The organism is Streptomyces sp. ML-6 (assembly GCF_030116705.1).
Classification (GTDB): domain Bacteria; phylum Actinomycetota; class Actinomycetes; order Streptomycetales; family Streptomycetaceae; genus Streptomyces.
In genome coordinates this window covers 4716216-4729515 of the sequence record NZ_JAOTIK010000001.1, presented here as the reverse complement: position 1 = coordinate 4729515, position 13300 = coordinate 4716216, and the positions used below count along the sequence as shown (strand labels likewise).

General features: G+C 71.8%; 8 protein-coding genes and 2 pseudogenes. 6 read left to right on the top strand and 4 right to left on the bottom strand.

Going from position 1 to position 13300, the window contains the following annotated elements; translation table 11 throughout:
- Positions 1 to 6 precede the first annotated feature (6 nt).
- Together OCT49_RS21160 and OCT49_RS21155 are read left to right on the top strand one after the other, a co-directional pair.
- A pseudogene (locus OCT49_RS21160) lies at positions 7 to 2359 on the top strand (poly(A) polymerase).
- On the top strand, positions 2356 to 2826 hold the full coding sequence (locus tag OCT49_RS21155) for a GNAT family N-acetyltransferase (protein ID WP_283853421.1): 471 nt from the start codon (positions 2356 to 2358) through the stop codon (positions 2824 to 2826). The pseudogene OCT49_RS21160 and the gene OCT49_RS21155 overlap by 4 nt, the downstream one beginning before the upstream one ends.
- 51 nt (positions 2827 to 2877) lie before the next feature.
- Here OCT49_RS21155 and OCT49_RS21150 read toward each other — a convergent pair whose 3' ends face one another.
- Together OCT49_RS21150 and OCT49_RS21145 are read right to left on the bottom strand one after the other, a co-directional pair.
- On the bottom strand, positions 2878 to 3087 hold the full coding sequence (locus tag OCT49_RS21150) for a DUF397 domain-containing protein (RefSeq protein ID WP_283853420.1): 210 nt from the start codon (positions 3085 to 3087) through the stop codon (positions 2878 to 2880).
- A complete protein-coding gene (locus tag OCT49_RS21145; RefSeq protein WP_283853419.1) occupies positions 3084 to 3962 on the bottom strand; it encodes a helix-turn-helix domain-containing protein in 879 nt (292 codons plus the stop codon). Before OCT49_RS21145 ends, OCT49_RS21150 begins: the two co-directional genes overlap by 4 nt.
- Before the next feature lie 242 nt (positions 3963 to 4204).
- Here OCT49_RS21145 and OCT49_RS21140 point away from each other — a divergent pair.
- From OCT49_RS21140 to OCT49_RS21125, 4 genes and pseudogenes are all read left to right on the top strand, one after another.
- Positions 4205 to 4582, top strand: a pseudogene (locus OCT49_RS21140) (hypothetical protein); the annotation flags it as partial.
- A 538-nt stretch (positions 4583 to 5120) separates the two neighbouring features.
- Positions 5121 to 7133 carry a PIG-L family deacetylase gene (locus tag OCT49_RS21135; RefSeq protein ID WP_283855886.1) on the top strand — a complete coding sequence of 671 codons (2013 nt, stop codon included), beginning with the start codon at positions 5121 to 5123 and terminating at the stop codon, positions 7131 to 7133.
- Between the two features lie 148 nt (positions 7134 to 7281).
- Entirely contained in the window at positions 7282 to 8007 is a 726-nt protein-coding gene (locus tag OCT49_RS21130; protein WP_283853418.1) for a S1 family peptidase, read from the top strand.
- A 536-nt stretch (positions 8008 to 8543) separates the two neighbouring features.
- Positions 8544 to 9641 (top strand): DNA polymerase III subunit beta family protein, encoded by a 1098-nt coding sequence (locus OCT49_RS21125; protein ID WP_283853417.1) that lies wholly within the window; start codon positions 8544 to 8546, stop codon positions 9639 to 9641.
- Positions 9642 to 9808: 167 nt separating this feature from the next.
- Here OCT49_RS21125 and tuf read toward each other — a convergent pair whose 3' ends face one another.
- Complete coding sequence (tuf, locus tag OCT49_RS21120; RefSeq protein ID WP_283853416.1) at positions 9809 to 11002, bottom strand: elongation factor Tu; 1194 nt, start codon at positions 11000 to 11002, stop codon at positions 9809 to 9811.
- Positions 11003 to 11162: 160 nt separating this feature from the next.
- Positions 11163 to 13289 (bottom strand): elongation factor G, encoded by a 2127-nt coding sequence (gene fusA, locus OCT49_RS21115; RefSeq protein WP_283853415.1) that lies wholly within the window; start codon positions 13287 to 13289, stop codon positions 11163 to 11165.
- Positions 13290 to 13300 lie beyond the last annotated feature (11 nt).

Sequence of the window (13300 nt, the reverse complement as noted above, 5' to 3'; positions counted from 1 at the left end):
ACGTAGATGCGTACCAGCGAGGAGATCTACCACCGGGTCCGCTGGGACGCCCGGTTCGACCCGGCGCGCTTCGTGATGGGCGTGGCGCAGCGCGGGACGGTGCCCAAGCGGGTGCCGCTGCCCCGGTTCACGCCGGGCGGGGAGATCCCCTGGCACCGGGTGCTGTTCTTCGAGGCGGACGGCGAGGTGGTGTGGGACCGGGCCTCGGGGGTGGACCGGATCGACGCGACGGACGCAGGGCGGGTGCGCGCCCCGCGCCGTCTGCCGTCCCCGTACTTCACCTCCCGCACGCCCCACGCGTACGCCGCCTCGCGGGCCGCCTGGACGCCGGTGCCCGAGGACGCGCCCGCGCCCCCGCCGGCCTCCGCTCCCCCGCTCCTGCTGACCTGGAACACCCTCTGGGACCGCTACGACAGCGACCGCATCGACACCGCCCGCCGCAGGCCGCTCCTGCTCGACGCGCTGCGTGCGGCGGACGCCGACGTCATCGCCCTCCAGGAGGCCGAACCCGCCCTGCTCGCCCTGCTGCTGGCGGCGCCGTGGGTCCGCCGGGACTACACGTTCTGGGCCGATCCGGCGGGCCGGGACGTGGCCGACTGCGGTCTACTGCTGCTCAGCAGGCTTCCGGTGCGGGAGGCGGGGCTGCACGCGCTCGGCCCGCACAAGGCGGTCGCGGCCGTCGTCGTGGAGACCTCGGAGGGGCCCTGCACGGTCGCGGTCACCCATCTCAGCAGCGACCACTCGTCGAACGGCGCCGCCCGGCGCGATGCCGAACTGACCGATCTGGCAACGGGGTTGGCGGCGGTCGAGGGCGATGTGGCGCTGCTCGGCGACTTCAACGACGGCGGGGACACCCCGCAGGAGCGGCTGGGCATGGCGGACGCCTGGAGCCGGGTGCACGGCGCCGGCGACCGGACGCCGACCTTCGACCCCTCGGTCAATCCGCTGGCCGCGGTCTCCTCGCTGACCGGGCGCGCGTCCCGGCTGGACCGGGTGCTGCTCCGCTCGGAGCGGCTGCGCCCGGTGTCGGCGGTGCTGCTGGGCGACACGGCGGCGCCGGACGGGCTGTACGTCTCGGACCACTTCGGGGTCCGGGTCGAGCTGGCCCGTGCCGCCGGGACGCCCGGGGCTGATGATCCGGCGGAAACGGAAGCCGCCGCCGCGGAAGCTGCCGCGTCGGAAGCTGCCGCCGCCGCGGAGGGCGCGCTCGCGGCGGAGGGCGCGCTCGCCGCGGAGGACGTGCTCGCGGCGGAGGACGTGCTCGTGGCGGAGATCGTGCGCCGGGTGGCCGCCGCCCTGCCCGAGGGGTGCGTCCACCTGGTCGGTTCGCGCCGGACGGGGTGCGCGCTGCCCGGCGCCGACGTGGACCTGGTCGCGGCGCTGCCGGGCGACGGGGACCTGCCGGGGTGCGGGCGCGCCTGGCCGCCGCGCTGCCGGAGGCCGTCGGGGCGCGCGAGGTGACCGGGGCCCGCGTGCCCGGCCTGCGCTTCGAGGTGGACGGGCTCGGAGTGGACCTGGTGACCGTCGCGACGGGCGACGTGCCCCGGCCGAGGCGGTCGCCCGCCGCGCCGGGCCGGGTGCGGCGGCGGCCGTCGCGCTCAGCGCGGTGAGCGACGCGGACGCCGTGCTCGCGGCGGCGGAACCGCACCGGGAGGCGTTCGTCCGGCTCGCCCGCGACGTGAAGGCGTGGGCGCGGGCGCGCGGCCTGGACTCCGCCCCGTGCGGCGGGCTGCCCGGCCTCGCCTGGTCGGTGCTCGCGGCCCGTACCGCCCACGAGGCGGGCGACCTGCCGCCGCTCGCCCTGCTCCGGCACTTCTTCGCGACCTGGGCGGCGTGGGACTGGGCCCGCCCGGTCGGCGGCGAACCGCCTTCCGGCGACACCGGCGGCCTCCCCCTCACCGTGCTGACCCCGACCGCCCCCGTGCGTTCCTGCACCACGCAGGTCTCGGCGGCGGGCCGCGACCTCGTCGCCGAGGAGCTGTTCCGCGCCTGGGAGATCCTGGACTCCGCCGCCGACTCCGGCCCCGTGCCGCGTTCCCGGCTCTGCGCCCCGCCGCCCCTGCGCGAACGGCACGCGGCCTGGGCGGTCGTCCCGGTACGGCGGGGCGAGGACGAGGGCCGTTTCCGGGGCCGCCTCCTGGCCCTGCTCGCCGCCCTCGCCGACGCGGGCTCCCCGGACGCCCACGCCTGGCCCCGGCCGTACGCCACCGACGCCTCCCACGTCCAGTACGCGATCGGCCTCGGCCGCACCCCGCCCGACGCCTCACGGCTCGCGGAGATCGGCGGCGAGCTGCTGCGCGGCATTCCGGGGGCGGAACTGCGCCGGGTGGACGGGGTCGAGGTGCGGGGGCTGCGGTGAACCACGGAACCACGCCCGCCACGGTCTGGTCCCTGCGCCCCGCGCGGCCCGGGGACGTCGAGGAGCCGGCCGAGCTGCGGGCCGTCGTGATGCGTCCCGACCTGGGGCGGCTCGGGCGCTACGACGAGCACCGGGTGCGGCAGCGGTTGCGGGACTGCTACGCGCCGGAGCACACCTCGATCGTGGTCGTGGACGGCGCCCTCGCGGGCTCGGTCACCCTGCGCCCGGTCGAGGACGGGCTGTGGCTGGAGAACTTCTACCTCTCCCCCGCCCTCCAGGGGCGCGGCATCGGCACCGCCGTGCTCCGTCCGCTGCTCGCGCGGGCCGACGAGGAGGGCGCGACCGTCCGCCTGGACGTGCTCCGGGGCAGCGCCGCCCGCGCGCTCTACGAGCGCCACGGCTTCACCGAGGAGCGGCGGGACCCGATCGACGTGTTCATGATCAGGCCGCCGGCCCGCCCGGCCTGATCGGATCCGGGCCCCGAAGAACCGCCCGGCCGCCGGGAACGTACGACCCGTTCAGCTGCCGCAGACGTACGAGACGAAGCCTTCCCACGCCCCCGCCGTGAAGGAGAGCCGGGGCCCCCGGCAGTCCTTGGAGTCACGGACCCGCACCGCCCCCGGCGCGGACGCGACCTCGACGCAGTCGTTCCCGTCGCCGCTGCTGCTGTAGCTGCTCCTGAACCACGCCGGCTCGGAGCCGTTCCCGACAGAGGTCTTCCGGATCATGTCTCCCCCAGCAGTTTTTCGATGAAGGCCAGCGATTCCCGTGGCGTCAGCGCCTGGGCCCGGATCATCCCATAGCGCATCTCAAGGATCCTGACCTGCTTCGGGTCGGAGACCGGACGGCCACTGAACGCTCCCTCGGAACGACCCACGGCGGTGCCATCGGGAAACCTCAACACTTCGATCAGCCCGCCCGTTCCGGGGTGTTCCTCGCACAGGGTCGGCAGCGCCTGGATCACGACATTCCGCAACTGCCCCATCTCCAGGAGGTGTTCGAGCTGTCGGCGCCACACCGTTCTGCCTCCGACCGGACGACGGAGTGTCACCTCTTCCTGTACGAAACTGAGCGCCGGGAGGGAAGCCCGGTCGAAGATCGAACGACGTGCCATGCGGGCGGCCACCACCCGCTCCAACTCGTCCACCGTGTAGGCGGGAAGCCACGATGCGAACAGGGCCCGCATGTGCTCCTCGGTCTGCAGGAGGCCGTTGATGTTGTGGTTGTGGTAGGCCTCCAGCTCCACGGCTTTCGCTTCCAGCTTCGCCAAGTCCCGGATCTTCTTCGGGTACCGGACCTCCGCCACGTCCTCCTTCATCGCGGCGATCTTCCCGCCCGCCCCGAGTACCTCGTCCGCCATGTCCAGGAACTCCGGCCGAGGGATGCGACGCCCGCCCTCCACCTTGTAGACCAGGTCCTCCCCGTACCCGATCGCCGCGCCGAACTCGCCGGCCCGCAGCCCCGCGGCCTCCCGCCACGCCTTGATCTGCCGCCCCACGGTGGCGACCACCGCGACGCCCGACTCGTCATCGGGGTCGACGTCCCAGCCCGGCTCGTCCGCCCCGCGGTCCCCGCGTTCCGCACCCACTTCATTCACGCTCATCCGTGCCCCGCTTCCGACGCGCCTACCGTTCCTGGCCCAACGGCCGGTGTCCCCGCCACGTCACCCCGGACAGCCGGGACAGCACTGGACAAGCCCCGGACAACCTCCGCACACATTTAAGAACCTGGGGAAACAACCCTCCCCAACCAAACCCCACCCTGTCACCCACTCAGGTGACATGGGACAACTCAGCTGGATTTCGGGTGGGTTGATCAATTTATGCTCGCCGCGACAACTCCAGACACGCGAGGGACCCACTGAAAACCCTGTCCGCCGCACTGCGGGACGCACCGGAAACCATCGCCAACCCCATCGTCGAACTCACCGCACAGGGCCTGGGCAACCGCCCGGCCGCACAACAGTGGAGGAACCTGGTGGCCGTGGACCTCTCTTTCTACAAGTCCTTCATGTCGGAAGAAATCCGGGACGAAGGCCGAGCCGAAGGCCGGGCACAAGGCCGCGCCGAGGACGTCCTGCTCGTACTGGAGCAGCGCGGCATCGCCGTCACCGACAGGGTTCGCGAGCGGATCACCGATTGCGGTGACCCCGAGGTTCTGCGCCGGTGGCTCATGCGAGCCGTCACCGCCACCTCCACCGGGGAGATCTTCGCCGAGGAGTAACCGCCTCCCGGTGGCGCTTCCGCACAGCGGGGAACTCTCAAGCGAAGCGACGCTGCGTCAGAAGTGGCCGTGCCCGACATCCGAAGTGGCCGGACGCCACCGGTCCGTTTCTCTCGCACCGCCCCGCTGGGCGGAAGCGCCAACTTCTTCCTGGCCCGCCCTCCTTGGACATCAGCCGTTGTGCTCCTCGTGCTCGGCCGGCACATCGAAGAAGTCGGCGATGTCCTCGTCGAGCAACTGCTCGTTGCTCCGTTCCGGATCCAGATCCGGATCCGGTGCCTGGGCCTGGGCCTGACCGAGCCCGAGCCCGGGCCCCCGCCCTGCCCCCTCCGGTGGCGCCGACCAGGCAACCTTCCCCCGTCGATCTCCGTCTATCCCCCCGCGGCAACCGCTCACCCCCCTCCGGCGGTCCGCACGCGAATCGGCACGCAGCGCAGGGTCCGCCCGGCCGCCCGCTGCGGGGGAACGGACGGAGCACGGTGTGACGGATCGACCCTTGTCGCGCGCATCCCGCACGGGAACGACGCGGCGCACCCTGATGACGGCGGCGGTCGGCGCGAGCGGACTCGCGGCCCTCACCGCCTGCGCGGCGCCCTCCTCGCCCCGCCGTCGCGATCCGGCCGCGAACCCCCTGCCCGGCCTGCCGATCAGCACCGCGCACCCGGCCCTGATGATGCAGTTCCTCGCCCACCCGGACGACGACCTGTACTTCATGAACCCGGACACCCAGCAGGCCCTGGACGCCGGTACGCCCCTCGTCTGCGTCTATCTGACCGGTGGCGAGGCCAACGGCGTCAACCGAATACCCGGCCGCCCGCTGCCCCCGCCCGACAAGGCCGCGTACTCCTCCTCCCGCCACCAGGGGCTCCGCCAGGCGTACGCGACCCTGCTCGGCCTCGACCGGTTCACCGCGTGGGACAAGTCCGTCGCCGAACTGCACGACGGTCACCGCGCCGAGATCAACACCCTCTCCTCCGGCGGCCGCAGGGTCGAACTGATCTTCCTCAACACCGCCATGCACACCTCGTACGGCCGTCTCGGGCTGCCCAGCCTCTGGCAGGACCGGCGGCTCGTCCTGCGCACCGTCGTCGCCGAGGGCTCCCCGCTGGAGAAGGCGGGCTCGTACACCTACGACGGGCTGATCGACGTCCTGGTCGGGCTGCTGGGCCGGTACCGGCCCAGCGTCGTGCACACCCTGGACCCGGACCCGGACATCCAGCACAGCAGCGAGGCCGTCCGCCGCCGGGACAGCGAGCAGCCGGGCTACTCCGACCACCCCGACCACACCGCCGCCGCGTCGTTCACCTGGGCGGCGCTGATCCGATGGGTGGCGCGGTCCACCCGGGACGGCAACGGGATACCGGCCTTCGCCACCACGTCGTTCCGGGCCTACTACAACCGGCACTGGCCGAAGAACCTGCCGCCCGCGGTACTGGCCGAGAAGGCCTCGCACCTGGTGCCCTACGGCGGCTCGGTGGACTGGCGGTGCGGCAACCCCGCGGGCTGCGGGGACTACAACGTGGGCGGCGACCGGCCGTTGACCAACCGCAAGGGCTGGGTGCGGTCCACCCACCACCGCCACCCGGGCCCCCGAGCACGGGTCGCCGCCGGGGCGGACGGCCGGCTCACCCTGTACGGGGTGCTGGGGCTGCGCGCGGCCCGGTGGCGCGAGAGCGCACCCGGCAGCGGGCTCTTCGAGGCAGCGGACGACCTCGGCGGCGGTCCGCTCGCCCCGGTGCTGGGCTCGGCGGCGACGGCGGACGGGCGGCACCTGCTGTTCGGGCTGCGGTTCGCGGCGCTCGGCGGGCGCGGTTCGGACAACGAGCGCGAGATCGTGCTGCTGGAGCAGGGCGCACCGGGCGGCCCCTTCCGCGCCTGGCGCGGGCTCGGCAACCCCTCCGCCGGAGCGGACCACGGGCGGCGGATCGGCGTGCCCGTCGCCGTGGCGGCCCCGGACGGCCGCGTCCACCTCTTCGTACGGAACGCGGAAAAGGGGCTGAGCACCCGGGTGCGCGACGCGGGGTCGGGGCGCTGGAGCGAGTGGCGCGATCTGGGCGGCGGCGAGGTGCAGGACGGGCTGACCGCAGTCGTGGACACGGCGGGGTGCGTCCATGTGTACGCGGCCGGGCACCACTTCGTGCACCACTGGACCCAGGACACCCCGGACACCGACGTCACCGCCCGTACCCAGCTCACGGACGCTCCCACACCGGCGCACGCCCCCGGCGCGCTCCCCGCGCCGGACGGGTCCGTGGAGCTGTACTACCGGCCTGCCGCACAGTCAGGACTCGCCGTCGTACGGTCCGGTGGCGGTCCCGCGCCCCGCTTCGGGGGGTACGGTCCGGTGACCGCCGCCGCCGCGCCGGGCGGCCTGGTCCTGCTGGGCCGGACCCCGGAGGGCCACATCCGGCTGCGGACCGCCGAGGGCTCCGCCGTACGGTCGCGGGGGCCGGTCGCCCTGGACGGCACCGCGCTCCACGTCGGCGCTGGCGGGCAGCCGGTCGTCGTGGGGTTCGGGGCGGACGCCGCACCCTGGGCGTGGCGCCCGTAGAGGCGGGCGACTCCGCCCCAACTTCCTTTCCATAAGGCCGTGTTATTCCCAAACGCTAGTACCTCTGCCTCGTCGCGCTCCGGCACCCTGTTGCCCACCATCCCCCATGGACACGCCCACCCCAGCGTGTCGCGCGAAACGAGGAAGCATGCGTATATCCAGGCTCGTGCCCGCTGCCGCCGCCGCAGCGGCCTGTGTCCTCGCCCTCTTCGCACCATCCGCGTCGGCCGCCCCGGAGCCCCCGCTCCAGGACTCCCCGCCGCCCACCACCCAGATCATCGGCGGCGGTCAGGCGACCAACGCCCCCTGGGCCGCCCGCCTCTTCTCGAACGGCAGGGAGACCTGTTCGGCGACGATCATCGCGCCGACCTGGATCCTCACCGCCAAGCACTGTGTCGCCGGCGGCGGCCTGTCGTTCCGCATCGGCAGCCTCGACCAGCACAGCGGCGGTGTGGTCGCCAACGGCACCCAGACCTACACGCACGGCTCGGACCTGGCACTGGTGCGCCTGGACCGTTCCGTGCAGACGACCTACTCCCGCCTCGGCTCGCCCGGCTCGGTGAGCATCGGGCAGAGCGTCCAGGTCTGGGGCTGGGGCGCCACCTCGCAGTGCGGCTCCGAGGCCAACTGCCAGTCGCGCTACCTGAAGGTCGCCAACGTGACGGTCACCGGCGGCTGCAGTGACGCGTACGGCGGCTCGGCGATCTGCGCCCGGCGCGGCAACGGCATCACCGCGGGCGGCGACTCCGGCGGCCCGATGACCGCGAACGGCATCCAGGTCGGCGTGGCCTCCACCAGCGACCGGCAGACCACGACCGCGTACACGAACGTCACCGCGTACCGGTCCTGGATCCAGTCGATCGCGGGCGTCTGACCCACGCCGCCGACCGGGACGGCGGGCACCCGACCGCACCGCCGTCCCCGTGAACCGCAGGGCCCCGGTACCTCGCCGCTCCGAGGTACCGGGGCCTGCGCCCGTTCCTGGCCCCGCATCCGGGGGTCGACGCCCCGGCCGCCCGCGGCAGTCCGCCGGATGGCGGGCGGTCTGCGCGGGGTGGCGCTCCTGAGCAGGCACCCGGCGGCCCCGCGCACCGTACTCGTCGGCCTGTCGGGCCTCGACGGGTACGGTGCGGTGGCCGCGGCCCGCACGCCGCGCGGCCCGGTGCTGCTCGGCCGCACCGCGAAGGGCCTGATCCGGCTCCGTACGTCCGACGGGACCGTCGTGCGTCGGACGGGCCCGCGCTCCACGTCGGGAAGGACGGGCGGCCGGTGGTGGCCCTGGGCCCCGACGCCCTGCCCCGGGTCCGGCGGCCCGGACAGGCCGCCCGGCCCCCGATCCGGGCCCCCCTCGACTCCGGCCCCCGAGCCGGGGTTGACCCTCGACCTGGTCAAGGGCCCAGAGTTCCGGACGTGGAGAACGACATGCGCAGCATCGGCGAGATGGCCCGTGACAGCGGACTGGGCGTGAGCGCCCTGCGGTTCTACGACCGGGCCGGCGTGCTGGTCCCGGCCCGGGTGGACCCGGACAGCGGCTACCGCTGGTACGGGCCCGAACAGCTCGCGGAGGCCGTGCTGCTGGCCGGGCTGCGCCGGACCGGCATGCCGCTGGCGGACATCCGGCTGGTGCTGGCCGGGTGGTCCGCCGCCGACACCGAGCTGATCCGGACGCTGCTGCGGACGCATCTGCACCGGCTCGAAACAGGTCTGTCCGAGGCCCGCGCCGAGTTCTCCAGGATCCGAGCCGTACTCGAACGCAGGGAGAACCCCATGGCCTCGCTCCGCACCACGACGCTCCGGTCGGCCGTTTCCGGCCCCGGGCTGGCCGCCGCCCTGGACGCGGTCCGCTTCGCCGCCGGTACCGACCCCGAGCTCCCCATGCTGCACGGCGTCCTGTTCGACTTCGAGGACGACGGTCTCCGGGTCGTGGCCACCGACCGGTACCGGCTGGCCGTCGCGCACACCGGTGCGACCGGGCACGAGGGCCCCGGCGTGCAGGTCGTCGTGCCGTCCCCGCTCGTCGACGCCATGCGGGCGCTGCTCACCGACGACGCGGTCACCCGCCTCACCGTGGACGGCGACCGCGTAACCCTGGAGGCGGGCGACCGCCAGGTGGCGGGCCAGTGCCTCGACCACGGCTTCCCCGACTACCGCCGCCTCGTCCGGCTGCCGGCCGGGCGCCGGGTGACCGTCGACGTCCCGGCCTTCCGGCGGGCCGTCGAGAACGGCCCCGTCCGCACGGACCCGGGCCACGAACAGGACGGGCCGCGCGGCGCACTCACCCTGCTCGCGCCGGCCGACGACGGCACCGTGGCCGTGCACGGAGACGCCGACGGCCACCGGGACGGCCTCGTCGCCCTCAACCGGGAGTTCCTGCTGCACGCCCTCGCCGCCGGGGCCCGGGACCGGCTGGTCCTGGAGCTGGGCGCGCCGACCGCCCCCGTCGCGATCCGCCGGACCGACTCCGAGGACACCTTCTCCCTGCTGATGCCCGTCCGCCTGGAGAACTGACCCGAGGCCTCCGCCCCGTACCCGTACGCACCGAACGGGCCCCGGACCCACCGCAAGAACTTCCGGACACACCGAAGGGCCCCGGTCCACCGCTCGCGCGGCGGGCCGGGGCCCTTCTTGGTGCTCTGTGCGGAGCAACCAGGTCAGACAGTCGAGTAATTACTTAATTACTTGACGATCTTGGTGACCTGGCCGGCGCCCACGGTCCGGCCACCCTCACGGATGGCGAACTTCAGGCCCTCCTCCATGGCGACCGGCTGGATCAGCTGGACCGACATGACGGTGTTGTCGCCCGGCATGACCATCTCGGTGCCCTCGGGGAGGGTCACGACGCCGGTCACGTCCGTGGTACGGAAGTAGAACTGCGGGCGGTAGTTGTTGAAGAACGGGGTGTGACGGCCACCCTCGTCCTTCGACAGGATGTAGGCCTGGGCCTCGAACTCGGTGTGCGGCGTGACCGAACCGGGCTTGATGATGACCTGGCCGCGCTCGACGTCCTCGCGCTTGATGCCACGGAGGAGCAGACCGACGTTCTCACCGGCCTGGCCCTCGTCGAGCAGCTTGCGGAACATCTCGATGCCGGTGACCGTGGTGGTGGTCTTCTCGTTCTTGATACCGACGATGTCGACGGTCTCGTTGACCTTGAGGACACCACGCTCGATACGACCGGTGACGACGGTGCCACGACCGGTGATCGTGAAGACGTCCTCGATCGGCATCAGGAACGGCTTGTCGACGTCACGCTCGGGCTGCGGGATGGCCTCGTCGACGGCCTTCATCAGCTCGAGGACCGAGTTGCCCCACTCCTTGTCGCCCTCGAGGGCCTTGAGCGCGGAGACCTTGACGACCGGAACGTCGTCGCCCGGGAACTCGTACTCGGAGAGCAGCTCACGGACCTCGAGCTCGACGAGCTCCAGGATCTCCTCGTCGTCCACCATGTCGGCCTTGTTCAGGGCGACGACGATGTACGGAACGCCGACCTGGCGGGCCAGGAGCACGTGCTCCTTGGTCTGCGGCATCGGGCCGTCGGTGGCGGCGACCACGAGGATGGCGCCGTCCATCTGCGCGGCACCGGTGATCATGTTCTTGATGTAGTCCGCGTGACCCGGGCAGTCGACGTGCGCGTAGTGACGCGACTCCGTCTGGTACTCGACGTGCGCGATCGAGATGGTGATACCGCGCTGGCGCTCCTCGGGAGCCTTGTCGATCTGGTCAAAGGCCGAGGCCTCGTTCAGGTCCGGGTACGCGTCGTGCAGCACCTTGGTAATGGCGGCCGTGAGGGTCGTCTTACCGTGGTCGATGTGACCGATGGTGCCGATGTTGACGTGCGGCTTAGTCCGCTCGAACTTCGCCTTCGCCACTGGGTCCTCCTGTGGAGTGGTTCTGTACGCCTTGCTTCATCGGCGCCAGGTGATCTTTGCTGGGATGCCGGGCCCGGGGGCATTCAACGCATTGCTCTCGCTCTGCGAGGAATGCCCCACCAGGCTCCGGTGACAAGCCTAAAGCGTGAGCTCGGGAGAGTTACTCGCCCTTGGCCTTCGCGATGATCTCCTCGGCGACGTTCCGCGGAACCTCGGCGTAGGAGTCGAACTGCATCGAGTAGCTTGCGCGACCCGAGGTCTTGCTGCGGAGGTCTCCGACGTAGCCGAACATCTCCGAGAGGGGCACGAGGCCCTTCACGACGCGAGCGCCGCTGCGCTCCTCCATGGCCTGGATCTGGCCACGGCGGGAGTTGATGTCGCCGATGACGTCACCCATGTAGTCCTCGGGCGTGGTGACCTCGACGGCCATCATCGGCTCGAGGAGAACCGGGGACGCCTTCCGCGCGGCCTCCTTGAAGGCCTGCGAACCGGCGATCTTGAAGGCCAGCTCGGAGGAGTCGACCTCGTGGTAGCCACCGTCGAGAAGAATGACGCGAACGCCCGTCATCTCGTAGCCGGCCAGGATGCCGAACTGCATGGCTTCCTGGGCACCCGCGTCCACCGAGGGGATGTACTCCCGGGGGATGCGGCCACCGGTGACCTTGTTGACGAACTCGTACGAGGCCTCGCCGCCCTCGATGGGCTCGATCGCGATCTGCACCTTGGCGAACTGACCGGTACCACCGGTCTGCTTCTTGTGGGTGTAGTCGACGCGCTCGACGGCCTTGCGGATCGTCTCGCGGTACGCGACCTGCGGCTTGCCGACGTTCGCCTCGACGCGGAACTCGCGCTTCATGCGGTCGACGAGCACTTCGAGGTGGAGCTCGCCCATACCGCCGATGACGGTCTGGCCGGTCTCCTCGTTGGTGTGCACCTGGAAGGAGGGGTCCTCCTCCGAGAGACGCTGGATGGCGACACCCAGCTTCTCCTGGTCGCCCTTGGACTTCGGCTCGATCGCGACCTCGATGACCGGCGCCGGGAAGTCCATGGACTCCAGGATCACCGGGTTCTTCTCGTCGCAGAGCGTCTCACCGGTGGTGGTCTGCTTCAGGCCCATGACGGCGATGATGTCGCCGGCGCCCACCGAGTCGATCTCCTCACGCTTGTTCGCGTGCATGCGGTAGATCTTGCCGATGCGCTCCTTCTTGCCCTTGACGGAGTTCAGCACCGAGGTGCCGGACTCCAGGCGGCCCGAGTAGACCCGGACGAAGGTGAGCTTGCCGAGGTGCGGGTCGCTCATGATCTTGAACGCCAGCGCCGCGAGGGGCTCGTCCTCGGACGGCTTGCGCTTGACGACGACCTCGGGGTCCTTGACGTCCTGGCCCTCGATGGCCTCGACGTCCAGGGGCGAGGGGAGGTAGCGCACGACGGCGTCGAGCAGGGGCTGAACGCCCTTGTTCTTGAACGCGGTGCCGCAGAACACCGGGGTGACGGTCGTCTCGCCGCCCTTGCCGGAGTTGATGGTGATGCGACGGATGCCCTCGTAGAGCTGCTCCGCGGAAGGCTCTTCGCCCTCCAGGTAGAGCTCCATGAGCGCCTCGTCGTTCTCCGCGGCGGCCTCGAGGAGCTTGGCGCGGTACTCCTCGGCCTGCTCCGCGAGCTCGGCGGGGATGTCGACGATGTCGTACGCCTCGCCCTTGGTGGCTTCCGCGGGGTAGACGAACGCCTTCATCGTCACGAGGTCGACGACACCCGTGAAGTCGGCCTCGGCACCGATCGGGAGCTGCATGACGATCGGGGTCGCACCGAGGCGGTCCGTGATCATGTCGACGCAGCGGAAGAAACTGGCACCGGTGCGGTCGAGCTTGTTGACGAAGCAGATGCGCGGCACGCCGTAGCGGTCCGCCTGACGCCAAACGGTCTCGGACTGCGGCTCGACGCCCGCGACACCGTCGAACACGGTGACGGCGCCGTCGAGGACGCGGAGCGAACGCTCCACCTCGACGGTGAAGTCGACGTGACCCGGGGTGTCGATGATGTTGATGGTGTGGTCAACATCGTTGAGCGGCCAGTGGCAGGTCGTCGCGGCGGACGTGATCGTGATGCCGCGCTCCTGCTCCTGCTCCATCCAGTCCATCGTGGCGGCGCCGTCGTGGACTTCACCGAGCTTGTACGAAACGCCGGTGTAGAACAGGATCCGCTCGGTGGTGGTCGTCTTGCCCGCGTCGATGTGGGCCATGATCCCGATGTTGCGGACCTTGGCCAGGTCAAGCGAAGTGGTGGCCATAAGGCTCAGTC

What these genes read in the sequence shown, in the direction of transcription:
- OCT49_RS21150 (WP_283853420.1), bottom strand. Translation starts at nt 3,087, where the DNA reads ATGATCCGGAAGACCTCTGTCGGGAACGGCTCCGAGCCGGCGTGGTTC.
- OCT49_RS21145 (WP_283853419.1), bottom strand. Translation starts at nt 3,962, where the DNA reads ATGAGCGTGAATGAAGTGGGTGCGGAACGCGGGGACCGCGGGGCGGAC.
- OCT49_RS21135 (WP_283855886.1), top strand. Translation starts at nt 5,121, where the DNA reads ATGACGGCGGCGGTCGGCGCGAGCGGACTCGCGGCCCTCACCGCCTGC.
- OCT49_RS21130 (WP_283853418.1), top strand. Translation starts at nt 7,282, where the DNA reads ATGCGTATATCCAGGCTCGTGCCCGCTGCCGCCGCCGCAGCGGCCTGT.
- fusA (WP_283853415.1), bottom strand. Translation starts at nt 13,289, where the DNA reads ATGGCCACCACTTCGCTTGACCTGGCCAAGGTCCGCAACATCGGGATC.